Origin of the sequence: Pseudarthrobacter phenanthrenivorans (assembly GCF_000813845.1) — a bacterium.
Taxonomy (GTDB): Bacteria; Actinomycetota; Actinomycetes; order Actinomycetales; family Micrococcaceae; genus Arthrobacter; species Arthrobacter phenanthrenivorans_B.
In genome coordinates this window covers 18,791-41,889 of the sequence record NZ_JWTB01000019.1, presented here as the reverse complement: position 1 = coordinate 41,889, position 23,099 = coordinate 18,791, and the positions used below count along the sequence as shown (strand labels likewise).

The following is a 23,099-nucleotide window of genomic DNA, read 5'->3' as shown; positions in this document are numbered from 1 at the left end:
ATCGGGGAGCTGAACCTGCCTTCATGCCCGGCCTCTTTTGTTCGTCGCTGATGATCCTGCCGGCCGGCCTCTGGATGAGTCCCGGCCGGCAGGTGGTCGCACCCCAGCGATGCCGCCACTCTCGCATACAGACGCCACTTTTTGCAGGGGCAATAGCTGTGAATTGGCCGTGAATCGGAGCGCGGCCACGCAGGGATCCCGCCTAGGTCTTTCTGCCCTAGAAGGCGCCGGGCGGCAGGCGTTGACTTGGACTGCGGGCGGAAAACGCCCTCCGGGAACGGAAAGCGCAAGGCTTGCCGCCCGGAAGTGAAAGGAAGAAACAGTGAAAAAGTGGTATCGGTGGCAGGACTACGTAACGGTCGCCGCCGGTCTCTTCACCGCGATTGCGGTCCTGTGGACGCGGCAGCAGAACATGTCCACCACGTTCATGCTCCTCTTCGGCGGACTCCTGATCATCAGCGGCATCATCAACCTGGCCATGCCCGGCACACCGGTCATGGAATACGCCCAGGCCGTCCTTGCCGCCCTGCTGGTCCTCTCGCCGTGGCTGGGCTCCTACACCGGCGCAACCGGCGCCGCGTGGACATCCTGGATCGCGGGGGCAGTTGCGCTGGTGGTCACCGCCGTGGCCATCAAGCCGAGCACTGACGCCCACCGCAATCTCCGGATTTCGCACTAGCGGAGGCATCCGCCATGACCGAAGTACTGCGGTATGAAGTCGGTTCCGGGACCGTGCTCGTTGAAGCTGCCGACGGCAGCTACGGGGTGGATCATCCCGCCCGCAACGAACAGGGGATCCTGGATACGGGCAGGCGGCTGGAAGATGCACTCGCCAGCGTCCGCCCGGCCGCGCGGGCCGCAGTGGAGGCCATGGCGGAGCTGACCCCCGAAAAGATCGAAATCGAATTCGGCGTGAAACTCGCGGGGGACGCAGGGGCAGTGATCGCCAAAAGCAGTTCCGACGCCCATTTCGTCCTCCGCATGTCCTGGACCCCGGCGGCGGCAGAGCTTCCCGGGGACGAAACCGCACACAGTGGGTGAGGGGCGTGGCTGCGTTTCATGACAGGTTCGACGCCGGCCGGCGGCTGGGCAAACGGCTCGCCGGCCTGCGCGGACAGCATGTTGTGGTGCTGGGCCTGCCCCGGGGCGGCGTCCCGGTGGCATTCGAGGTGGCCAGGGCCCTCGATGCGCCGCTTGATGTAATTGTGGTGCGGAAACTCGGCGTCCCGTTCCAGCCCGAAGTGGCCATGGGGGCCATCGGCGAGGGCAACGTCCGTGTCCTGGATCCACGCACCATCAGTGTGGCCCGCGTGTCGCAGGAGGACCTGCGCCAGGTCGAACAGCAGGAACGGGCCGTCCTGGAAAGCAGGGAGGCCCGGCTCCGCAAGGGCCGGCACCCGGTGGACCTCACCGGCCGGACCGTGGTCATCGTCGATGACGGCATCGCCACCGGTTCCACGGCCAGGGTGGCATGCCAGGTGGCCCGGCAACTGGGGGCCGCAAAAGTGATTCTTGCCGTTCCGGTTGCGCCCGCCCGCGCCGTGGTGGAACTGAAGGAACCGGACGACGTCGTCTGCCTGCTCTCACCGCAGGACTTCAAAGCGGTGGGCTATTACTACCACGACTTCTCGCCCACGGATGACCGCGAGGTGGTGCAGCTGCTTGATGCCGCTGCCTCCGCAGCGCACCACACCGGCGGGGGAGGTGCGGACGGGAGCCTGCAGGAGGACCTGGAAATACCTGTGGCAGGGGTGGCTCTGCGTGCCAACCTGCACCTGCCGCCCAGATGTGACGGCACCGTCCTCTTTGCCCATGGCAGCGGCAGCAGCCGGCACAGCCCGCGCAACCGGTTCGTCGCTTCGGTCCTGCACGGAGCCGGCCTGGGGACACTGCTCCTTGACCTGCTCACGCCGGAAGAGGAAGTCAACCGGGCCAACGTATTCGACATCGGCCTGCTGGCCCAGCGGCTTTCCTCGGCTACCCACTGGCTGGAAGCACGGCACGACGGGTCCCTGGGACGGGTGGGCTACTTCGGTGCCAGCACCGGAGCGGGTGCCGCCCTGTGGGCCGCAGCCGAAACCGGGGCGCAGGTTGCCGCCGTCGTCTCCCGCGGCGGCCGGCCGGACCTGGCCGGACCACGGCTCGCCGCCGTGAGGGCCCCCACCCTCCTGATCGTGGGCGGCGCGGACACCCAGGTGCTTGCCCTCAACCGGCAGGCCATGGCAAGCATGCAGGCCCCCACCCGGCTGGAAATCGTCCCCGGAGCAACGCATCTTTTCGAGGAGCCGGGGACCCTGGCCATGGCGGCCAGCCTTGCCACCGACTGGTTCCGGCACTACCTCCTCCCGTCCCCGGTGGGACGGTCCGTTCCGGAGGCCACGCCATGGACCAGAGACTCACCGTGACCGCCGGGGCCGCGCCCACGCGCTGGCCTGCCATCACCAAGGACGTGGCGGCGCTCCCGGTCCAGCCGCACCTGCTGGATTACGGTGCGGCGTGCCGGGACTTCACCTGGGACCAGGCGCGGCGGGCCCTCGCGGGGCTGCCTGGCGGCCGGGGGCTGAACATCGCCTATGAGGCCGTGGACCGCCATGTGGCCGAAGGCCGGGGAGGCGCGGAGGCGCTGCGTTTTGTGGGGGCCGACGGCGGCACCCGCTCCCTGAGCTACGGGGACCTTGCGGAGCAGTCCGGCAGGTTCGCGGCAGCGCTGCGGGCACTGGGGGTGGGTCGCGGCGAACGGGTGTTCTCCCTCCTTGGCCGCAGCCCGGAGCTCTACGTTGCGGTCCTGGGTACGTTCCGGAACGGCAGCGTCTTCTGCCCGCTCTTTTCCGCCTTCGGCCCCGAACCGGTGCGGCAGCGCCTGCACCTCGGGACCGGCCGGGTGCTGGTGACCAGCAAGGCGCTCTACCGCAAAAAGGTGGCACCCGTGCGGGACGCACTGCCAGAACTCCGCCATGTCCTGCTGGTGGACGCGGACGGCAGCCCCGAACCGGGAACCCTGGACCTGGCCCAACTCCTGGCGCAGTCACCCCGGCCGGACGGGAGGGAGCCAGGGGCGGACATCGCGGACACGCAACCGGAGGACATGGCCCTGCTGCACTTCACCAGCGGCACCACCGGCACGCCGAAAGGCGCCATCCATGTGCACGACGCCGTGGCCGCCCACTACGCCACCGGCCGCTTCGCCCTTGACCTGCACCCCGGCGACATCTACTGGTGCACCGCCGACCCCGGCTGGGTGACGGGCATGTCCTATGGCATCATCGCCCCGCTGGTCCACGGGGTCACCGCGATCGTGGACGAAGAGGAACTGGATGCTGACCGCTGGTACCGCATCCTCGCCGAGCAGCACGTCACCGTCTGGTACACCGCCCCCACGGCCCTGCGGATGCTGATGAAGGCAGGTGCGGAGCGCGCCGCCGGCCATGACCTGTCCGCGCTGCGCTTCATCGCCAGCGTGGGGGAGCCGCTGAATCCCGAGGCAGTGGTGTGGGGCCGGGACGTCCTGGGCCTGCCGGTGCATGACAACTGGTGGCAGACCGAGACCGGCGGCATCATGATCGCCAACTATCCGGCCATGGACATCCGCCCCGGCTCCATGGGCCGCCCGCTGCCCGGCATCGAGGCGGCCCTGGTGGCCCGCGACGCGGACGGCAAAGCCATCGTCACGGACGGCCAGGCCGTTTTGGTCACCGAACCGGACACCATGGGCGAACTGGCCCTGCGCCCCGGCTGGCCGTCCATGTTCCGCGGCTACCTCAATGAGGACGAGCGGTACCGGCGCTGCTTCGCCGGCGACTGGTACCTGACCGGCGACCTGGCAAAGCGCGACGGCGACGGCTACTTCTGGTTCGTTGGCCGCGGCGACGACGTGATCAAGTCATCCGGCCACCTGATCGGTCCCTTCGAAGTGGAAAGCTGCCTCATGGAGCACCCGGCCGTGGCAGAGGCCGGCGTGATCGGGGTCCCCGATCCGGTGGCCGGGGAAGTGGTCAAGGCGTTCGTGGAGCTGAAGCCCGGCCATGAACCCAGCCCGGACCTCCAGCTGGAAATCATCGGCTTCGCACGGAAACGCCTGGGCGCCGCCGTCGCTCCCCGGCTCCTCGAATTCACCACCGCCCTGCCCAAGACCCGCAGCGGCAAGATCCTCCGGCGGCTCCTGAAATCCCGCGAGCTCGGGCTGCCGGAGGGCGACACGTCCACGCTGGAAACACCGGCGGCCCCGGCAGCGGAACTGAGGAACCGGCCATGAGCACAAGCAGGAACCGGCCATGAGCACCCTGAAGAACCAGCGCGTCCCCGATCCGGAGCACGGACTGCACCTGCTGCGGCAGATGCTGCGCGTACGCCGGCTGGAGGAGAAGTGCATCGAGCTGTACAGCGCCGCCAAGATCCGCGGCTTCCTGCACGTCTACATCGGCGAGGAGGCCGTGGCGGCTGGGATCATGGAAACCCTGGAACCGGAGGACGCCGTGGTTGCCACCTACCGCGAACACGGGCACGCGCTCCTGCGGGGCGTCTCGGCCGGGGCCATCCTCGCTGAAATGTACGGCCATGCCGAGGGCTGCTGCCGGGGCCGCGGCGGTTCCATGCACCTCTTCGACGCCGCCACCCGCTTCTACGGCGGCAACGCGATCGTGGCCGGCGGGCTGCCGCTCGCCGTCGGCCTGGCGCTCGCGGACCGGATGGCCGGGCGGCAGCGGGTGACGGTCTGCTTCTTCGGCGAAGGGGCCGTGGCCGAAGGCGAGTTCCACGAGAGCATGAACCTGGCCGCGCTGTGGCAGCTGCCGGTGCTGTTCTGCTGCGAGAACAACCTCTACGCCATGGGCACTGCGCTGGGCCGCTCCGAATCACAGACGGACATCGCACTGAAGGCTGCCGGCTACGAGATTCCCGCCTGGGCCGTGGACGGCATGGACGTGTTCGCCGTGGAGGAGGCCGCCCGGCGCGCGGTGGACGCTGTCCGCTCCGGCGGCGGTCCGCACTTCCTGGAACTGCGCACCTACCGCTTCCGCGCCCACTCCATGTTCGACCCGGAGCTGTACCGGGAAAAGACCGAGGTGGCCCAGTGGATGGAACGGGACCCCATCAGCCTGCTGCAGGGTGCCTTGGAGGCGGCGGGGCAGCTGCCGGAGAAGGACTGGACCGATCTCCAGGCCGACGTGGACGCCGAGATCAGCACCGCGGTGGGGTTCGCGGAAAACGGCACACCCGAGCCGGTGTCCGAGCTGACCCGGTTCGTCTACAGCGACCCGGCAGCCGCCGGGGCCAGCGACGGAAAACCAGCGGAAGACGGGGCTGCACGATGAAAACCACCTACCGCGAAGCCATGCGCGCGGCCCTCCGCGACGCGATGCAGCGCGACGAACGCGTGTTCCTCATGGGCGAGGACGTGGGCCGGTACGGCGGCAGCTTCGCCGTGAGCCTGGGCCTGCTGGAGGAGTTCGGGCCGGAACGGATCCGCGATACCCCGCTGTCCGAATCCGGATTCGTGGGCGCAGGCATCGGCGCGGCGCTGGGCGGGATGCGTCCCGTCGTCGAAATCATGACCGTCAACTTCAGCCTGCTGGCGCTGGACCAGATCATCAACAACGCCGCCACCCTGCTGCACATGTCCGGCGGGCAGTTCAACGTCCCCATCGTCATCCGGATGACCACCGGTGCCGGCCGGCAGTTGGGGGCCCAGCACTCGCACAGCCTGGAGGGCTGGTACGCCCACATCCCGGGCCTGCGCATCCTGGCCCCCGCCACCCTTGCCGACGCCCGCGGCATGCTCTGGACCGCGCTGCAGAACCCGGACCCGGTGCTGATTTTCGAGCACGGCTCGCTGTACAACGTGGCCGGGGAGCTCGACGACGACGCCGGCGCCGTGGACATCGACAAGGCAGCACTGGTACGGGAAGGGGACGACCTGACGCTCATCACCTACGGCGGAACCCTGCCCATGGTGCTGGACGCCGCGGGCCGGCTGGCAGGGGAGGGCATCGGGGCCGATGTCATCGACCTGCGGAGCCTCCGCCCCCTGGACGCCCACACCATCCTGGACAGCGTTGCCAGGACGCACCGGGCCGTGGTGGTGGACGAGGGCTGGCGCAGCGGCAGCATCTCGGCCGAGATCGCCGCCCGGATTGCGGAGCAGGCCTTCTACGACCTGGACGCCCCGGTGGAGCGCGTGTGCAGCCTGGAGGTGCCCGTCCCGTACGCCAAGCACCTGGAACAGGCCGCGCTGCCATCGGTGGACAGGATCATGGCCGCCGCGCGAAGGGCCGTGGGTGCCCGTGGCTGAGTTCCGGATGCCGTCCCTGGGCGCGGACATGGAGCACGGCAAAGTGGTGGAGTGGCTGGTCAAGCCCGGGGACTACATTCATAAGGGCGACCTGGTGGCGGCCGTGGACACGGACAAGACCGTGATGGACATCGAGTCGTTCCAGGAAGGCGTGGTGGCCGAGTTCCTGGTGGACATCGGCGACACCGTGGAGGTGGGCACGCCCATCGCACGGATCACCGCCACCCCCGCCGAACTCCCGCCAGCCCAACCCCCGCCCTCAGGATCCCAGCCCGTCGGATCCCAGCCCGCCGGGCGCGGGCACAAGGAGCCGGGCGCAAAGGTCCCGCCGCCGGTCCGGCACCTGGCGCACACCCTGGGGGTCGACGTAGGGCGCATCAGCGGGAGCGGCATGGACGGCGAGGTGACCAGGGCCGACGTCGAACGCGCCGCAGCTCGGTCCGCCGCCCACGCGGAGGAGGACAAAGCGGTGCAGCCGGAAGAGCCTGCCGCAGCTGGGCCGGCCGAAACGCGCCGCGTTCGGTCCTCGCCGCTGGCCCGGCGGCTGGCCGCCGAGCTCGGCGTGGACCTGGCCGGGATCGCCGGCACCGGCCCGGGCGGCGCGGTGACGGAGGATGACGTGCTCTCCGCCGTCCCGCCCAGGGAACGGGCAGCCGCCACAACGGGCGCGGAGGCACCGGCGGAAGCACCGCCGTCGGAAATCCCCGTCGCCGAACCGCCGCGCGAAACCCCGGAAGAGGCGCCGGCGCGGAAACGCACGACGGCGGCCGGCAGCAAAGCGGAGAGCCTGCGGCAGGCGATCGGCGCGCTGATGTCCCGGTCCAAGAAGGACATTCCGCACTACTACCTGTCCACCACCCTGGACCTGGCGGCGGCGATGGCCTGGATGCAGGCCGCGAACCGGCAGCGGCCGGTCTCGTCCCGCTTGGTGCCGTCGGCCCTGTTGCTGAAGGCGACCGCGCTCGCGGCCCGGGACGTGCCGGACATGAACGGCTTCTTCACCAAGGGCTCCTTCCAGCCCAGCAGCGCCGTGCACCTGGGCGTGGCGGTGGCACTGCGGCACGGCGGCCTGGTGGCCCCGGCCCTGCATGACGCCGACACCCTCAGCCTGGACCAACTCATGGACCAGCTGCGCGACCTGGTCGGCCGCGCCCGGGCCGGCCGGCTGCAGCGCGCGGAGATGGCGGACCCCACCCTCACCGTGACCAACCTGGGCGACCTCGGCGTCGAAAGCGTCTACGGGGTGATCTACCCGCCGCAGGTGGCCATGGTGGGCTTCGGCAAGGTCCTGGAGCAGCCGTGGGCGCACAACGGGATGCTCGGCATCCGGCATGCGGCCATCGCCACGCTTTCCGCGGACCACCGGGTGAGCGACGGGCTGCGCGGGGGCCGGTTCCTGGCCCGCATCGACGAACTGCTGCAGGCACCGGACAAGCTGTGAAACGTGGAAGCGAGGAGGACCCGTGAACCAACAGGACGCACGCCAGGCGGTGGAGACCGCGATCGGGAAAGTAGCCCCCGACGTCGAGCCCGAGGACCTGGAAGGCAGCGCCAGGCTCCGACAGGACCTGGAACTGGACTCGCTGGATTTCCTCCGCCTCGTGGAGGTCATTGCGGAGGCGACGGGGGTGGACATTCCGGAGGCCGACTATCCCGCGGTGGCCACCGTGGACGGCCTGGTCACGTACCTCGCCGGGCACGGATGACGTCCAGTCCTATGCAGCCGCGTGGTCGTCGCCGCGCATCCTGACAGCAACCACAACGCCGGAAGCCGCGGTGAGGACCGCGACGGCGGCAATGGCGGCGGGGATCCCGTACAGGTCGGCGAGGACGCCGGACAGGAGGGCGCCGACGGCGAATCCGCCGTCGCGCCACAGCCGGTAGACCCCTACGGAGCGGGCCCGCCAGGCAGGGTGGGCCACGTCGCCGACCGCGGCCAGCAAGGTGGGGTACACCATGGCCGTGCCAAGGCCCAGGACGACGGCGGCGGCGAGCCATGGTCCGAAGCTGTGCGACGAGGCGGTCATCACCAGGGCTGCGGCCTGGACCAGCATGCCGGCCGCGATCAACCATTTGCGGCCCCACCGGTCGGACGCGGCGCCGGTGGCCAGCTGGGCGGCGCCCCACGCGGCCGGGTAGGCGGCGGCAAGGATGCCGATCTGGCCAAGGTCCAGCCCGGCGCCGGCGAACAGGACGGGGAAGAGGCCCCAGGCCAGGCCGTCGTTGAGGTTGTTGACCAGGCCGGCCTGGCTGGCGGCGGAGAGCGAGCGGTCCCTGAAGCTGGTCAGGGTGAACACCTGGCCTGTGGTGAGCCCGGCATGGGCGTTGCCGTGCCCGTTGCCGTGCCCGGACGCCTCGGTCCTGGCGTGGTGGTGTGTTTCCCGGACGGTCAGCACTGTCAGTCCCAGGCCGAGTGCGATGTAGGCGGCGCCCAGGAGGAACGGTGCGGGGCGGAGGCCGTAGGCGGTGGCCAGGTAGCCGGTGGCCAGCGCCGTCACTGCCACGCCGAGGTAGCCCGCTGCTTCGTTGAAGCCCATGGCCAGGCCCCGCTGCCGGGGGCCCACCAGGTCCATTTTCATGATCACGGCCGTGGACCAGGTGAGGCCCTGGCTGATGCCCAGGAGCACGTTGGCGGCAACCACCCAGCCCCAGGACGGGGCGGCAATGAGCAGCACCGGGACCGGTACCGCGGCCAGCCAGCCGGCGATGAGTACCGGTTTCCGGCCGTACCGGTCCGAGAGCGTGCCGGCGAAGTAGTTCATTGCGGCCTTGGACAGGCCGAAGGCGAGGATGTAGGTCAGCGCGCTGGAGTACAGGTCCAGGTGGAATTCCTGGGATGCGAGCAGGGGCAGGACGGTGCGCTCCTGGCCAAGCGTGCCGCCCACCAGGGCGTTGACGGCGACCAGGAGCATGAACTGCGCCAGGTTCCGGCGCAGGCCCAGCACCGCACCGGCTGGGACCGGCGTCCGGGGCGTGGCGGGCATGTGTGCTTCTTTCGGTAGGCGGAAGGTGGCCCGGGCGTGCGGGGGCACGCCCGGGCCGGAATCCCGGGCTGGAGGGGGGACCTGCCCGGGCGGTCTGGGGTGGGCCTTGCTAGGCTGCGGGGACGCTGTTCCGCCAGGCGTTCCAGGCGGCGTAGCTGCCGTCCAGTTCGACGACGTCGTACCCGGCCCTGCGCAGGGCGCTGGCGGCGACGGAGTTCCGGACGCCTGACTGGCAGTAGGTCACGATCGTGCCGCCGGCAGGGAGTTCGTCCAGGTGCCACATGACCCGGCCACCGCTGAGCTGGTACGAGCCGGGAATGTGGCCGGCCTTGTGCTCGGTCTTGTTGCGGACGTCCAGGACCATGGCGGCATCGAAACCGTCGAGGTCCTCCGGCTTGACCAGCTTCGGCGTGAAGGTGGGCAGCCCCTCGATGCCGGTCAGGTAGCCGGCCACGTTGTCGATGCCCACGCGGACCAGGTGGTCCCACATGTCCTGGGCCTGGTCCTGGTCCTTGGCCAGGAGCACCAGCGGGTTCTTGTCGGTTTCCGGGTTGACCACCCAGGCGCCGTAGCTGGCCACGGACTTGCCGGCCGGGACGTTCAGGGACCGGGCCACGGTGCCATGGTGGACGTCATCGTTGGAGCGGGTGTCGATGAAGGTCAGGGTGTCCTCTGCCAGGCCCTGGGCCACGGCGGCGGTGTCCAGTTCCTGCAGCGGGGCAGGCCCGCCCATGACCGCCGGACCTACACGGTTTTCCCGCTTCATGCGGCCGAAGTAGGCGTGCGCGTCGGGCTGGCCATCGAGGAGTTCGTCGATGAAGCCCCGTTCGTCGTTGGCGGCCAGGTAAGGGCCCCACCAGGCGTAGAGGCGTTCGTAGCCCACTGTGGAGGACGGGATGGCACCCAGGGCCTTGCCGCAGGCGCTGCCGGCGCCGTGGGCGGGGTGGACCTGGACGTAGTCCGGCAGGGTGAGGAACTTGTCGCGGAGGCTGGCGAAGAGCTGCTTGGCACCCTCGAAACGGGTGTCCACGCCGCCGGCGGCTTCGTCCAGCAGGTCGGGCCTGCCCAGGTCGCCGGAGAACACGAAGTCTCCGGAGAGCAGGTAGCCGGGCTGGTCGCTGAACGCACCGTCGGTAACCAGGAAGGACAGGTGCTCCGGGGTGTGGCCCGGGGTGTGGACCGCCTTGATGGTGATGTTGCCCAGGGCGATGGTGTCGCCGTCGTAGAGCCGCTCGCCGTCGAATTCGTACTGCCAGTCCGGCCCGCCTTCACCGGACACGTAGATCTTCGCTCCGGTGGCCGCGGCCAGTTCCCGGGTGCCGGAGAGGTAGTCGGCATGGATGTGGGTTTCGGTGACGGCCACGATCTTCATGCCGTTCCTGGCGGCCAGGTCCTGGTAGACGGCGATGTCGCGCCGGCCGTCCACCACGATTGCTTCGCCCTTGGCCTGGCAGCCGATCAGGTAGCTGGCCTGGGCGAGGTCTTCGTCGTAAATGCGCTCGATAAGCATGTGCTGCTCTCCTTCGGAAAAGGGGGTTGGGACGTTGTTCTACGTTGAGTATAGATACCCCCGGGGGTATCCCGCAACGAGGGGTATGCCACTGGTGCGGACCAGTTGGTCAGGCGTGCCGCCGGCCGGCCTCGGCGCGGAGCTTGTCCATGTCCAGGTTCTTTACGGCCTGGATCACTTCCTCCAGGCCGGTGGCGTTGAGTGCTCCGGGCTGGGAAAAGACGAGGGTCTTGTCCTTGAAGGCCATCAGGGTGGGGATGGAGGTGATGTTCGCTGCGGCGGCGAGGCCCTGTTCGGCTTCGGTGTCCACTTTGGCGAAGGTGATGTCCGGGTGGCGTTCCGCTGCGGCGCCGTAGGTGGGTGCGAACATGCGGCACGGGCCGCACCAGGCTGCCCAGAAGTCAACGAAGACGATGTCGTTGTCTTCCACGGTCCGGGCGAAGGTTTGCTGGGTGATGTCGATGGGTGCCATGGTCTGTCGTGTCCTTTCGGGCGGGAGTTCTTGAGTGCCCTGCGGCAGGGCCTAGGTGGTGGGGAGTCCGGCGCGGGTCCAGGCCGCCATGCCGCCGGCCATGGTGTCCGCCTTGTAGCCAGCGCCGTTCAGGGCGTCCGCGACGGCGGCGCTGCGGTTGCCGCTGCGGCAGACGGCGATGACGGGGACAGCCGGGTCCAGCTCGCCCAGGCGGGCCTGCAGCTGGCCCATGGGGATATGGAGGGCGCCCGGGATCATGCCTTCGGCGACCTCGAAGTCCTCGCGGACGTCAAGGATGCGGGCGGTGGAGCGGCGCTGGTTGGTTTCGGTGATGGTGATTTCAGCCATGGTGGTTTCTCCTTCGAAGTGGTGTTCGGCTGGTGGTGCTGAAATCGGCTAGCGGACGGGTTCGCCGGCCTGGCGCCAGGCGGCCATGCCGCCGCGCACCGAGTAGGCGTCATACCCCTTGCCGGCCAGGAGCCGGGCTGCCGAGGCGGAGCGGACGCCGGAGGCGCAGACGGCGATCACGGGACGGGTCTTCTGGATGCCTGCCGTGCTTGCCTGCAGCCGGTCCAGGGGGACATGTTTGGCCTGCGGCGCCCGGCCGGTCCTCCACTCCTGGGCCGACCTGACGTCGATGAGCATGGCGCCTGAGGACAGGAGCTCCTTGGCCTGAGCCACGGAAATGGTCTTGTAGGGCTTGCTGAAGGCTTTCCTGAGGGAATCGATCAGTCCCATGATGTTCTCCTTTGACGTAACGGGTTGGATGGGTCAGGCGGTGACCGTGCCGGCGGTGACCCATGCCGCAACGGCGAAGATGAGGACCGCGAACGAGATCCTGATGTGCTTGTCATGCAGCCGGCGGGCAAACCGGGCGGCAACTCCCGATCCCACGATCGCCGGGATGGCGAAGGCCAGGGTGGTAGCCCAGTCGATGGTGTAGCCGGCGGCGTGGGCGCTGAATCCGGCCGCGGAGTTGACTACGATGATCGCCAGCGATGTTCCCACCGCCTGCTTCATCCGCAGGCCCAGGAGGATGGTCAGGGCCGGGGTGATGAGGAAGCCGCCGCCCACGCCCAGCAGTCCGGTGAGGAATCCGACCAGCAGGCCGACTCCCACGGCTTTCGGGGCGCAGGACCTGAAGGCCCGGTCCGGCCCGGTGCTGCAGGACCCCTCGCTTTCGCGGGGTTTCATGAGCATCCGGATGCCCGCGGCCACCATGATCACGGCGAAGGCCAGCATCAGGATGTTCGGGTCCAGCAGCTTGCCGAGGGCCGAGCCGGCCCAGGCTGCCGGGATGCCGGCGCCCCCTACCAGGGCGATCACGGGCCAGTTCAGCCCTTCCCGGATCCGTGGGAGCAGGGCCGCCAGCGAGGTGATGCCCACCACCAGCAACGAGGTGGGAATGGCCTGGGCGGGGCTCATGCCGACGCCGTACACGAGCGCCGGAACGGCGATGATGGAGCCGCCGCCGCCCACCACGCCCAGGACGATGCCGACGGCGAGCCCCAGGCCCAGGGCGGGAATCATGCCGCGGAGTCCTCGTCAGCTGCCTGCACGGGGAGCTGCAGGATGGCGCTTTCGCGGGTGGGTTCTTTGGCCGCCTTGTTCCATGGCATGGCCGAGAGGGCCTTGCCCATGGCGCAGGTGTTGGTGGCGGCCGAGAAGGTCAGCCCGGTTCCGATGGCGCCGGCGAGCATGCGGATCCTGGGGGAGACGAACTTGCCGCCCATCAGGCCCAGCATGACCAGTGATCCTGCGGCCATGCGGACCTGGCGTTCCAGGTCCCAGCGGTCCTTGCCTGTGACCACGTCGCCGCCGGCAGCGGCGAAGCCGGGAACGCCGCCGGTGAGGACGTAGGCGGTGTCCAGGCCAACAGTGGCCATCCGCTGGCGGGCCTGCTCGGCGCGGACGCCGGACTGGCAGACCAAGACCACGCGTGAACCCAGCCGGGCGGCGAGCTCGTCGGTGTGCTCGGAGAGCAGCGGAAGCGGCACGTTGTAGGAGCCGCGGATGTGCATGGACTCAAACTCGGCGGCCGAGCGCACGTCGATCACCGTCAGGTCCTGGTGCTCCGTGATCCAGGACTGAAGGGTTTCGGGAGCGAGTGCGGTGACGGCTCTTGCTGTGGAAGGGGAAGTCATTGATGGCCTCTCGGAAGGGGTCAGAGTGGATACCCCACCGAGTATTGCAGATACCCCCCGGGGTACGCAAAACACCCGTGGGGGTATATAGTTGAGCGCAGCACCCATCGATGGAGAATCCCTATGGAATTGAACCCAACCGAACTCACGCCCGTGATCAACCGCCTCAAGCGCGCCCAGGGCCAGCTCGCCGCCGTCACCCGCATGCTGGAGGAAGGCCGGGACTGCAAGGACGTCGTCACCCAGCTGGCGGCCGTCTCCAAGGCCCTGGACCGCGCCGGCTTCGCCATCATCGCCACCGGGTTGGAACAGTGCATTGTCCAGAAGGACGAAACCATGGACCGGAAAGACCTGGAGAAGCTGTTCCTCTCCCTCGCCTGACCGGCGCAGCCGTAGCGCCGGACCTGACGCAACCTTCAAGGAGCATCATGACCTACACCCTGGCCACCACCGTTCCCCTGCCCTGGGCTGAAACGGTGGAGCGAACCCGCGAGGCCCTCGCCGCGCAGGGCTTCGGGATCCTGACGGAAATCAATGTCCGGGCCACCTTCGAAGCCAAGCTCGGCGCCGAAGCCGCGGACGCCGTCGGGGATTACGTCATCCTGGGCGCCTGCAACCCGGCCCTTGCCAGCCGTGCCCTCGCCGCGGAGCCCCAGATGGGCGCCCTGCTGCCGTGCAACGTGGTGGTGCGCCGGAACACCGGCGCCGCCGACACCACGGTTGAGGCCATCGACCCCCAAACCATGGTGCAGCTCAGCGAATCCCCGTCCGTCAAGGACGTGGCGGACGACGCCGGCACGCGCCTGCGCGCGGCCCTCGCCAGCCTGGGCGGCGCAGAAGCATAAGAGGCGCGGCCGCCCCGCAAACGGACCACTCTGGCGACGCGCATGGATATCTGCGACGCGCATACTCGATGGCGCACCGACTATGTGGGTAGCGCTTGGGAATATGCGGGTCGATATGTACTGACCCTGTCGAAATTCACGTCAGCTGCAGGACGAGCCGCGCAGCTCAGGGGGTGACAGACCCTGATCCCACCCGTGCCGCCGCCGGAAGCCCGGCGCGGTGGCGCCGTTCAAGGTCGACGACGTCCCGGCCGAAAGAGAACGCCAGCAGTATGAGTGCCACCGCCGGAGCAGCGGCAACAACGGTGGGCGGGGCGCCCGGAACCAGGGCGGCCAGCAGCGCGAACGGCTGGAAGGCCCCGATCGCCTTGCGTGACGTGCTGGGTGGAAGCTGCGCGCGGAGGTGGGGCCGGAGGAGCCCGGCGGCCACGAACACGTAGTACATGGCCCCGATGCCCAGCGCCCACGGCCCCGCCACGGGAACCGCCGCGACGGAGAGCACCAGCACGAGGGCGGCGTCCGTGGCGGCATCAAAGCGGGCTCCGGCCTCTGACGCTGTCCCCGTGCGCCGCGCCACGGCACCGTCCACGCCGTCCAGCAGGAAGGCTGCGCCGCCCAGGACCGGAACCAGGACCCCTGGCTGGTCCCCGGCAAAGACCGCCGGGACCGCCACGGCCGCGCACAGTCCCACCAGGACTGCCCGGAGCAGCGTGACCCGGTCCGCGGGAGTTGAAAAGCGGGGGATGCGGCGCAGGACGGATACGACGGCGGCCCCGGTCACCGCCGCGCCGGCACCGACGCCTGCCACTTGGGGGAGCACGCCCCACGGGAGCAGGGAAGACAGCCACAGGGCCGGAACCGCGTAGCCGGCAAGGGCGGCCACGGCGTCGGGCATCGCCCGGTCAGCTGCCTTCATGCGGCACCTCCGCCCGGCCGCCGGCCACGGCCTGGGTGACCCTCACCGGCGGCGCCGTCCGGCCGCGAAGGCTGCGCCGCCGTCGGACGTTTCCGTGCGCCGCCCGCGGACCAGGCCGGCGAGCGCCAGGAGGGCGCCAACCCCTTCAGCAACGGCGCTGAGGGTTTTGGAGAAGAACCAGACGGGGTCGTACATGGCAGGGATCGGTCCGATCGCCGGAATATCCACATACCTGTACAGTACGACGGCGGCGAACGCGCTGAAGGCGACCACCAGGGCCACGGCATAGGCAGCGCTGCTGCCGCGGATGAGGACGTACACACCCGCCACGAAGGCGGCAGCCGCTTCCAGCAGGAACAGCGTGCCCTGGCTGATGGTGCCCGGCTGCGCCGCCTGGTAGCCCGGGGCCAGGAACAGGTGGACGCCGGCATCGATGAACAGCGCCAGGGCGGTCAGTAATCGTAGAGCCACGCTTATGTATACGCCCGAAGTTTCCTCCCGGTTCACCCGGACCCCTTATATCGGCGGGTTATCTGGGGAATATTTAGGGGGATCCGCAGCCTTGCGCCTGTAGCAGGCAGCGAAGCCTGCGGCCCGACGAGCAAGGAGAACTGCGATGACCCTTCCCAAGGAACTGACCCCCGGCAAATGGGTCCTGGACATGGCGCACAGCGAGATTGGCTTCACGGTCCGGCATGCCGGGATCAGCAAGGTCCGCGGCCGCTTCACCGAGGCCCAGGCGGAGGCGCACGTGGGGCAGTCGCTGTCGGACTCCTCGGTGCGCGCCACGGTCTCCACCGCCAGCTTCAACTCCGGCGACGCCAACCGCGACGCGCACGTGAAGGGCGCCGACTTCTTTGACGTGGAAAAGTACCCCGAAATGACCTTCCGCGGCACCCACATCGAGGGCGACGGCGAGGATTACACGCTCACCGGTGACCTGACCATCAAGGACGTCACCCGGCCCGTGGAGCTCGAGGTCGAATTCACCGGCGTGGCCGTTGACCCCTTCGGCGCCACCCGCGCAGGGTTCTCCGCCGAGGCCGAGATCAGCCGCAAGGACTTCGGCCTGACATGGAACGCCGCGCTGGAGGCCGGCGGCGTGCTGGTGAGCGACAAGGTGAAGATCAACCTGGAGGCAGCGCTGGTAAAGCAGGGCTAAGCCTGGCTAGCCGATGACCGGACGCTCTTCCGGGAGCTGGTACAGGCGCGGCCGCGAGGAGAGCGCGAGCGCGGAGGCCACCGTGATGGTTCCGATGCGCCCCGTGAACATCAGCGCCATCAGCACCCACTGGGCGTCCGGGGGGAGGCCCGGGGTGATGCCGGTGCTGAGGCCGACGGTGGCGAACGCCGAGATGGACTCGAAAAGGACCCTGTCCAGGGACTGGTCGGTGAAGATCAGCAGGAGGAGGGTGCCGGCGATGACCGCCGCGACGCCCAGGAGCGCCACGGACAGGGCCTGCCGCTGCGATGACGAACTGATGGAGCGGTGGGCAACCGTGACGTGTTCCCGGCCACGGACCTCATTCCAGATCGCGAAGAACAGGACCAGGAAGGTGGTGATCTTGATGCCGCCGGCGGTCCCGGCGCTGCCGCCGCCAATGAACATGAGGATGTCCGTGACCAGGAGGGTCTCCGGTGCTGCGGCGCCGTAATCGATGCTGTTGAAACCTGCCGTGCGGGGGAAGACCGTTCCGGCGAGGCTGGTGAGTATTTTGCCCGTCAACGACAACGGGCCCAGGGTCTGTTCCCTGTTCCACTCGAAGCCGGCAAAGAGCAGCGCGCCGGCAGCGAGGAGGAACAGGCTGCCGTAAATGGTCAGCCGCATGTGCACGGTCCAGTCCTTTATCCTGACGCCGCCCCGCAGCAGGGAAATGAGAACCGGGAACCCCAGCCCGCCGGCAACGATCGCGGCGCAGATGGGGACGATGATCCAGGGGTCCGAGGCAACGCCGATGAGATTGTCGCTGTAGAGCGCGAACCCGGCGTTGTTGAACGCGGAAACGGCATGGAAGGCGCCGTGCCAAAGCGCGCTCAGGGGATCCTGGTTGTAGCCGAGCCAAAAGCGGCCCGTGAGGATGACGGCGGTGGCCGCCTCAAACAGGACCATAGTCCTGGCCACCGCGAAAAGCACGGCCCGAACATCGCCGAAGTTCAGCGTGTGGGTCTCTGACTGGGCAATCAACTGCCCGCGCACGCCGATGGTCTTGCGCACCAGGAGCGCGAGCAGGGTTGCCAGCGTCATGATGCCGAACCCGCCCACCTGGATGAGCCCCAGGATGACGGCCTGCCCGAAGGGAGTCCAGAACGTTGCCGTGTCCACCGTGGCCAACCCCGTCACGCAGACCGCCGACACCGAAGTGAACAGGGCCGTCAGCAGCGGTTCCGGCTGGACGTTGGTGTGCGCGGCGGGGAGCATCAGCAGTCCGGCGCCCAGAAGGATAACGACCAGGAAGGCCAGCGGCACCAGCCGGACTGGATGCAGCAGGACGCGGCCCAGGCCAGACCCGGCGCCCCCGCCGCTGTTCCGTTGGCGGCCCGCGCGGCTCCCGCGGCTCCCGCTGGGGCCTGGAGGACGGATCCCGCCGGCCGCAGCACGCGGGCTTCCGCCCAATTGTTGCCGGGCGGTCCGGTCAGTGCTCATCTGCTTCTTCCTCCACTGTGCCGGTGCTGCCCTTGCTGGTCCCATCTCCGGGCGCCCGTCAGCCCGGAAGCAGCCGGGCGATGACGTTGCGGACTGCCAGGCCGCGTCGGGATGCCGGAACCAGCAGCCGGGCGCCGAGCCTGTAGCCGCGCTGGCGGGATGCTGCCAGCTTACGGTGCCGCGCCTCGTACCGGCGGAATGCTGTGCCGGGGTCGCCGGGAGCGGCGGCCAGTTCTTGGGCGAGTGTTGCAGCGCCGATCATGGCCAGGCTGGAGCCGTCGCCGAACTGGGAGACGCAGGAAGCAGCGTCGCCCAGCAGGGCCACCCTTCCCCGGGACCAGGAGGCCAGCCGGACCTGGCTGACAGCGTCGAAATACAGGTCCCCGGCGCTCTCCAGCTGCTGCCGCAGGTCGGGCAGCTCGGGTACCGGCCAGTCGTACCCTGCAAAGGCACCCAGCACGATCCGCCGCTGCGCCCCGCTGTCGCTGAACGCCGGGCCGGGGTGCCTGGGACCACGGAAGATGAACCCGGCGCCCGCGGTTCCGCTGACGGGGTGGACCGTCAGCGAAAGGCCCGGCTGGTTGTACATGACCACGGAATCGGGGTCGGCGGCAGGTCTTCCGAGGGACAGGGTTGCGATGTAAAGGCCCAGCGGGCGGACAAACGCGTCCTCCGGCCCGAAGGCGATGCTCCGGACGGTGGAATGCAGCCCGTCGGCACCCACCACCAGGTCAAAGCGGCGCGGCGGCGCGTGTTCGAACGACACGTTAATCCCGGCTTCATCCCCGTCCAGGGCGGCAACGGAATCACCGAAGAGGAGTTCGGCGTCGTCCCGGACAGCATCGCAGAGTATGGTCGCGAGGTCGCTGCGGGGAACTTCCACGTCCTCCCCGCGGGGCCGGCCCAGCCGCATGGGGCCGATCCGCCGGCCCGACGGAGCCACGAACGTCAGCCCCGGCGCCCGGGTGGCCGCCGCCTGAAGCCGGGGCAGTATCCCCATGCTCCGCGCTATCCCGGTGGCGGCTCCATGCACGTCAACAGGGTTGCCGCTGGAGCGAAGGCCGGAGGCGCGTTCCACCACCGTGGGCCGGAACCCGGACCGTGCCAGCCAGAATGCCAGCGTCGGGCCCGCAATTCCGGCTCCGCAAACGAGCACCGTCGGTTGTCCCACAGGCCTCAGCGTAGTGCAGCGGCCCCGGACCTACAGCGGCTGAGGCCGGACCGGCACGTTCCCGAGCGCCCGGATCAGGGCTACGGCGGTGATGGACCCGGCGGCCATGATGGAGGCCAGCACCACCACCTGGAACCGCCCTGCTTCCAGGGGTGAGGCGCCGCCGAAGATCGCGCCCACGAACGCGCCGGGCAGGGTGACCAGGCCCGTGGTCTTGGTCTGGTCCGTGGACGGAATCAACGCCGCATGCACGGCCTGCCGTGCCTGGATCACCGTGGCCTGGCGGGGCGTGGCACCCAGCGCCAGCCAGCCCTCCACTTGGTCCCACTGCTCCACCACCGCCTCGAAGAAGCGGCGGCCGGCAAGGGTGGCGATGGTCATGGAGTTGCCGATCACGATCCCGCCCACCGCCAGCACGTAGCGCGGCGTGAACTCGATGGCACCCGTTCCGAAGACGACGGCGAGGGTCACCAGGATCCCGGCGGCCATGGTTGCTGCGACCAGGGCCAAGCGGCGCCAGGACCAGGTGAGGCGCCGGGTGGCCGTCACGGATGCCACGCTGAACATGACCAGCAGGGCCGCGCCCACCCAGAGCGGGCTGGTGATGACGCCGCCCAGCACCAGGCTGATGGCGGCCAGCTGGGCGGCGCCTCGGAGGATCACCAGGGCAGGGGACAGGTACGACGGCGTGCGCGAGCCCCAGAGCAGGCCCACCGTGAGCGCCGCCAGGATGGCGACGGCCACCAAGGTGGGCAGCAGGACGGCGGGGGCGGGCATGCCGCCAGCTTAGCTGCGGCGAGTTGGTCACGGCGGCCACACGGGATAAGACTGTGGATATGGCACGGGGAACCCTTCGGATCTTCCTGGGTGCGGCGGCAGGAGCCGGCACCACGTATTCCATGCTGCGTGAAGGGCATCGCCTCGCCGCCGCCGGCAGGGACGTTGCCGTCGGCATCGCCACCCATCACGGCAGGCGCGAAACCGTGCAACTACTTCACGGTCTCCATGCTCTGCAGCCCTGCGTCCGCGGGGACGGTGCCGGCACGCAGGTAAGCGGGTTGGACGTCGATGCCGTGCTGGCCCGCAAGCCGGAAGTGGTCCTCGTCGATGACTACGCGGCCGCCAACCTCCCGGGCAGCCGGCATGGACACCGCTGGCAGGACATCGAAGAGCTCTTGTCCGCCGGTATGGATGTGCTGACCACGCTCGCCATCCAGGACGTTGCCTCCCTGCGGGATGTCGTCACTGCGATCACCGACCACCCGGGCGGTGAATCCGTCCCGGACGCGGTGGTGCGGCGCGCGGACCACATCGAACTGGTGGACATATCGCCTGAGCTTCTGCGCCAGAGAGTGGCTGACGGACAGGTGGTACCGCGGGACAGGATCGACGCTGCCCTGGCCAACGAATTCCGCCTGGGGAACCTCATCGCCCTGCGCGAAATTGCCTTGATCTGGTTGGCGGACCGGGTGGACGAGGGCTTGGCCGGTTACCGCAAAGACCAGGGGATCACCGCAACGTGGCCGGCCCGCGAGCGGGTGGTCGTCGGACTCAGCGGAGGCCCGGAGGGGGAACTGCTCATCAGGAGGGCAGCCCGCATTCTGTCGAGGGTCAACGGCGGCGATCTGCTGGCCGTACACGTCCGCCGGGCCGAGGGAAGTGTTTCAGAGCCGGCACTGGAAGCACAGCGGCGGCTCATCAGCGGACTCGGCGGCAGCTGCCATACGGTGTCGGGTGAGGACCCCGCGACGTCCCTTTTGGAGTTTGCCCGCGGCGTCAATGCCACGCAAATCGTCATCGGGGCCTCGCCGGGGAGGCTCCGAAACAGGATCCTTGGCAACAGCGCCGGAGCCAAAGTGGTCCGGGACTCGGGCGACATCGACGTGCATATTGTGTCCCATCCGCAGGTTCGCCGCGGATTGCCCGGTCCAGGTCCAGCCACCCTCAGCCGAAGGCGCACCATGGCCGGATTCGTGCTCGCCGTGCTCCTTCCAGTCCTGGTGACGGCGGTGCTTTCCCTCAACCCCCGGCTGAACCTCGCCACCCATGCGCTCGTGCACCTGACCGGGGTGATGGCGGTAGCGGTCATCGGTGGCCTATGGCCGGCTGTGCTGGCAGCAGTCCTGGGTTCGCTGCTGCTCAACTACTTTGAGACAGAACCGATTGGTACCTTCAACATCAGCGACGCGCAGAACATCTTCGCGTTGCTGGTGTTCCTCGCCGCAGCGGTGGCTGTGTCGCTGGTGGTCGGCCTGTCTGACCGGCGCAGGCGGGAAGCGACCCGGGCCCGCGCCGAAGCGGCCACCCTGGCAGACCTTGCCCGCGGGGCACTCCTGGCGGACGATACGATCGCTGCGTTCCTCGACAGGGTCCGCGAAACCTTCCAGGTCCCGGCTGCCGGCCTCTATATCCGTCCCGGAGACGGGGAAGCGGACTGGGCACTGCAGGCCTTTTCCGGGGACACCCCGCCACCCTCCCCGGACGCGGCCACAGCTGCCACGGACAGTGTGGAACGTGCCGATTCCCGTACGGCACTGGTTCTTTCCGGCCGCACGCTCACCGCGGGTGACCGGCTCCTGCTGGCGGCACACGGAGCCCATCTCCTGCTGTTGCGCGAGCACCACGCCCTGCAGCGGAAGCTGCAAAGCACCACCAAACTGGCTGAGGGCAACAATGTCCGCACGGCCATCCTGCGGGCTGTCAGCCATGACCTGCGGACCCCCCTCGCAGGAATAAAGCTGGCCGTGACAGCCCTGCAGCGCCAAAACCGCAGGTTGCCGGAGGAGGTGCGGGGCGAAATGCTTGCCACGATTGAGTCGTACACCGAGCGCCTTGACGCCCTCATCTCCAACCTCCTGGACATGTCGCGGATATCAAGTGGTTCCGCTGCGCCCCATACGGCCCCGGTCACCTGGCGGGATGCGGTGGAAGACGCCCTCCGCGGCATCCCCACAGACAGAATCAGGGTGGACCTCGCCGCCAACATGCCGGCTGTTGATGCCGACCAGGGAATGCTGGAGCGGGTCATCGCCAACATCGTGGAAAATGCGCTGAAATATGCGCCTGCATCGGATGTCGTCATCATCGGCGTTTCGGGAGCCGCGAACGAAACGGACGACGGCGGTATGCCGCTTGGCGAGTTGCGCATTGTCGATCACGGGCAGGGCGTGCCCGCTGCCGCCGCCGCGGCGATGTTCCAGCCGTTCCAGCGGCTCCATGACGCTCCCGAGGGCCTGGGCATCGGCCTTGGCCTCGCTGTCGCCAAAGGCTTTACCGATGCAATGGGTGGCCAGCTTGAGGCGGAACCAACCCCCGGGGGCGGACTGACCATGGTGATCCGCCTTCCCTTGTCCACCGGACCCCTGATACCAGGCATTCCAAGGAAAGCAGGCACCAGCACTTCATGAGGACCGTACTGATCGTCGATGACGAGCCGCAGCTCCTGCGCGCCCTTCAGGTCAATATGGAGGCGGAGGGATACCGGGTGCTCACTGCCCTGGACGGCATGGCCGCGCTCGGGCATGCGGAAGGCAGCCATCCCGACATCATCGTCCTGGACCTTGGCTTGCCGGACATGAACGGCGTGGACGTGATCACCAGGATCCGCCGCACCAGCAGTACGCCGATCATCGTGCTCTCCGCCCGTCACGGCTCCGTGGATAAGGTCAGGGCCCTGGACGCCGGCGCGGACGACTACGTCACCAAGCCGTTCGGACTGGACGAACTCCTGGCCCGGCTGCGCGCCGCGGGGCGCCGGGGCGGCACCCCGGAGACAGCGGCGGACGAGGCCCCTGTCGATGTGGGTGACTTCGAGGTGGACCTGGCCAACCGGAAGGTGGCCCGGGGCGGCACGTCGGTCCGGCTTACCCCCAGGGAATGGGCCATCCTGGAGCTGCTGGTGCGGAATCCCGGCCGGCTGATCACGCAGCAGCAGATGCTTGCGAGGATCTGGGGCCCGGGGTACGGGAATGAGACCCATTACCTGCGCGTCTACATGGGCCAATTGCGTCGGAAGCTGGAGGCGGACCCCGCCCGTCCCCGCCACCTGCTAACCGAGGCCGGCATGGGCTACCGCTTCGAACCGTGACCACGATTCGCCCGCGAGCTTCAGACGGACCGGCAATCAG

25 protein-coding genes are annotated in these 23,099 nt (G+C 69.0%); 13 read left to right on the top strand and 12 right to left on the bottom strand.

Features of this window, described 5'->3' with window-relative positions:
• Positions 1-322: 322 nt before the first annotated feature.
• Genes RM50_RS09960 through RM50_RS09925 form a run of 8 tightly spaced genes read left to right on the top strand, consistent with a single transcriptional unit; the run spans position 323 to position 7,992 of the window.
• A complete protein-coding gene (locus tag RM50_RS09960) occupies positions 323-679 on the top strand; it encodes an SPW repeat domain-containing protein (RefSeq protein ID WP_043452311.1) in 357 nt (118 codons plus the stop codon).
• A 14-nt stretch (positions 680-693) separates the two neighbouring features.
• A complete protein-coding gene (locus tag RM50_RS09955; protein WP_043452310.1) occupies positions 694-1,041 on the top strand; it encodes a CU044_2847 family protein in 348 nt (115 codons plus the stop codon).
• 5 nt (positions 1,042-1,046) lie between these two features.
• Positions 1,047-2,405, top strand: coding sequence for a phosphoribosyltransferase (locus RM50_RS09950; RefSeq protein ID WP_043452502.1), 1,359 nt, complete (start codon positions 1,047-1,049; stop codon positions 2,403-2,405).
• Positions 2,384-4,252 carry an acetate--CoA ligase gene (acsA, locus tag RM50_RS09945; RefSeq protein WP_052260116.1) on the top strand — a complete coding sequence of 623 codons (1,869 nt, stop codon included), beginning with the start codon at positions 2,384-2,386 and terminating at the stop codon, positions 4,250-4,252. Before RM50_RS09950 ends, acsA begins: the two co-directional genes overlap by 22 nt.
• Before the next feature lie 19 nt (positions 4,253-4,271).
• Positions 4,272-5,309: a pyruvate dehydrogenase (acetyl-transferring) E1 component subunit alpha gene (gene pdhA / locus RM50_RS09940; protein ID WP_043452307.1), complete on the top strand. Its 1,038-nt coding sequence runs from the start codon at positions 4,272-4,274 to the stop codon at positions 5,307-5,309.
• Complete coding sequence (locus tag RM50_RS09935) at positions 5,306-6,286, top strand: alpha-ketoacid dehydrogenase subunit beta (protein WP_043452305.1); 981 nt, start codon at positions 5,306-5,308, stop codon at positions 6,284-6,286. The genes pdhA and RM50_RS09935 overlap by 4 nt, the downstream gene beginning before the upstream one ends.
• On the top strand, positions 6,279-7,727 hold the full coding sequence (locus RM50_RS09930; protein WP_043452501.1) for a 2-oxo acid dehydrogenase subunit E2: 1,449 nt from the start codon (positions 6,279-6,281) through the stop codon (positions 7,725-7,727). Before RM50_RS09935 ends, RM50_RS09930 begins: the two co-directional genes overlap by 8 nt.
• A gap of 22 nt (positions 7,728-7,749) precedes the next feature.
• On the top strand, positions 7,750-7,992 hold the full coding sequence (locus tag RM50_RS09925) for an acyl carrier protein (protein WP_043452304.1): 243 nt from the start codon (positions 7,750-7,752) through the stop codon (positions 7,990-7,992).
• A 9-nt stretch (positions 7,993-8,001) separates the two neighbouring features.
• On the opposite strand, the gene RM50_RS09920 is transcribed toward RM50_RS09925, so the two are convergent.
• The 7 genes from RM50_RS09920 to RM50_RS09890 form a co-directional block, all read right to left on the bottom strand.
• Complete coding sequence (locus RM50_RS09920; protein ID WP_043452303.1) at positions 8,002-9,270, bottom strand: MFS transporter; 1,269 nt, start codon at positions 9,268-9,270, stop codon at positions 8,002-8,004.
• 109 nt (positions 9,271-9,379) lie between these two features.
• Positions 9,380-10,780, bottom strand: a complete 1,401-nt coding sequence (locus tag RM50_RS09915) for an MBL fold metallo-hydrolase (protein ID WP_043452302.1) — start codon at positions 10,778-10,780, stop codon at positions 9,380-9,382.
• A 109-nt stretch (positions 10,781-10,889) separates the two neighbouring features.
• Positions 10,890-11,252 carry a thioredoxin gene (gene trxA, locus RM50_RS09910; RefSeq protein ID WP_043452301.1) on the bottom strand — a complete coding sequence of 121 codons (363 nt, stop codon included), beginning with the start codon at positions 11,250-11,252 and terminating at the stop codon, positions 10,890-10,892.
• Positions 11,253-11,303: 51 nt separating this feature from the next.
• Entirely contained in the window at positions 11,304-11,600 is a 297-nt protein-coding gene (locus RM50_RS09905) for a rhodanese-like domain-containing protein (protein ID WP_043452300.1), read from the bottom strand.
• 48 nt (positions 11,601-11,648) lie between these two features.
• A complete protein-coding gene (locus tag RM50_RS09900) occupies positions 11,649-11,990 on the bottom strand; it encodes a rhodanese-like domain-containing protein (protein WP_043452299.1) in 342 nt (113 codons plus the stop codon).
• 33 nt (positions 11,991-12,023) lie between these two features.
• The gene (locus RM50_RS09895) at positions 12,024-12,782 is read right to left on the bottom strand and encodes a sulfite exporter TauE/SafE family protein (RefSeq protein ID WP_043452298.1); all 759 of its coding nucleotides are present in this window, start codon (positions 12,780-12,782) and stop codon (positions 12,024-12,026) included.
• The gene (locus tag RM50_RS09890; protein ID WP_043452297.1) at positions 12,779-13,396 is read right to left on the bottom strand and encodes a rhodanese-like domain-containing protein; all 618 of its coding nucleotides are present in this window, start codon (positions 13,394-13,396) and stop codon (positions 12,779-12,781) included. Before RM50_RS09890 ends, RM50_RS09895 begins: the two co-directional genes overlap by 4 nt.
• A gap of 123 nt (positions 13,397-13,519) precedes the next feature.
• On the opposite strand from RM50_RS09890, the gene RM50_RS09885 reads away from it, so the two are divergent.
• Together RM50_RS09885 and RM50_RS09880 are read left to right on the top strand one after the other, a co-directional pair.
• Positions 13,520-13,777 (top strand): metal-sensitive transcriptional regulator, encoded by a 258-nt coding sequence (locus tag RM50_RS09885; RefSeq protein WP_043452296.1) that lies wholly within the window; start codon positions 13,520-13,522, stop codon positions 13,775-13,777.
• A gap of 47 nt (positions 13,778-13,824) precedes the next feature.
• Positions 13,825-14,241 (top strand): DUF302 domain-containing protein, encoded by a 417-nt coding sequence (locus tag RM50_RS09880; protein ID WP_043452295.1) that lies wholly within the window; start codon positions 13,825-13,827, stop codon positions 14,239-14,241.
• Between the two features lie 166 nt (positions 14,242-14,407).
• On the opposite strand, the gene RM50_RS09875 is transcribed toward RM50_RS09880, so the two are convergent.
• Both RM50_RS09875 and RM50_RS09870 read right to left on the bottom strand, forming a co-directional pair.
• The gene (locus RM50_RS09875; protein ID WP_043452294.1) at positions 14,408-15,157 is read right to left on the bottom strand and encodes a CDP-alcohol phosphatidyltransferase family protein; all 750 of its coding nucleotides are present in this window, start codon (positions 15,155-15,157) and stop codon (positions 14,408-14,410) included.
• Between the two features lie 42 nt (positions 15,158-15,199).
• On the bottom strand, positions 15,200-15,628 hold the full coding sequence (locus tag RM50_RS09870) for a hypothetical protein (RefSeq protein WP_240471933.1): 429 nt from the start codon (positions 15,626-15,628) through the stop codon (positions 15,200-15,202).
• Positions 15,629-15,773: 145 nt separating this feature from the next.
• Here RM50_RS09870 and RM50_RS09865 point away from each other — a divergent pair, with 145 nt between their 5' ends.
• Positions 15,774-16,319 carry a YceI family protein gene (locus tag RM50_RS09865; protein ID WP_043452293.1) on the top strand — a complete coding sequence of 182 codons (546 nt, stop codon included), beginning with the start codon at positions 15,774-15,776 and terminating at the stop codon, positions 16,317-16,319.
• Positions 16,320-16,325: 6 nt separating this feature from the next.
• Here the strand turns inward: RM50_RS09865 and RM50_RS09860 are convergent, their stop codons facing one another.
• Genes RM50_RS09860 through RM50_RS09850 form a run of 3 tightly spaced genes read right to left on the bottom strand, consistent with a single transcriptional unit; the run spans position 16,326 to position 19,749 of the window.
• On the bottom strand, positions 16,326-17,801 hold the full coding sequence (locus tag RM50_RS09860) for a TrkH family potassium uptake protein (protein ID WP_082007034.1): 1,476 nt from the start codon (positions 17,799-17,801) through the stop codon (positions 16,326-16,328).
• 58 nt (positions 17,802-17,859) lie between these two features.
• On the bottom strand, positions 17,860-18,972 hold the full coding sequence (locus RM50_RS09855; protein WP_043452292.1) for an FAD-dependent monooxygenase: 1,113 nt from the start codon (positions 18,970-18,972) through the stop codon (positions 17,860-17,862).
• Between the two features lie 30 nt (positions 18,973-19,002).
• Positions 19,003-19,749: an ABC transporter permease gene (locus RM50_RS09850; protein ID WP_043452291.1), complete on the bottom strand. Its 747-nt coding sequence runs from the start codon at positions 19,747-19,749 to the stop codon at positions 19,003-19,005.
• A gap of 59 nt (positions 19,750-19,808) precedes the next feature.
• Between RM50_RS09850 and RM50_RS09845 the strand changes: the two genes are divergently transcribed.
• Both RM50_RS09845 and RM50_RS09840 read left to right on the top strand, forming a co-directional pair.
• Complete coding sequence (locus RM50_RS09845) at positions 19,809-22,379, top strand: DUF4118 domain-containing protein (RefSeq protein WP_043452290.1); 2,571 nt, start codon at positions 19,809-19,811, stop codon at positions 22,377-22,379.
• Positions 22,376-23,059 (top strand): response regulator, encoded by a 684-nt coding sequence (locus RM50_RS09840; protein WP_043452289.1) that lies wholly within the window; start codon positions 22,376-22,378, stop codon positions 23,057-23,059. Before RM50_RS09845 ends, RM50_RS09840 begins: the two co-directional genes overlap by 4 nt.
• Positions 23,060-23,099 lie beyond the last annotated feature (40 nt).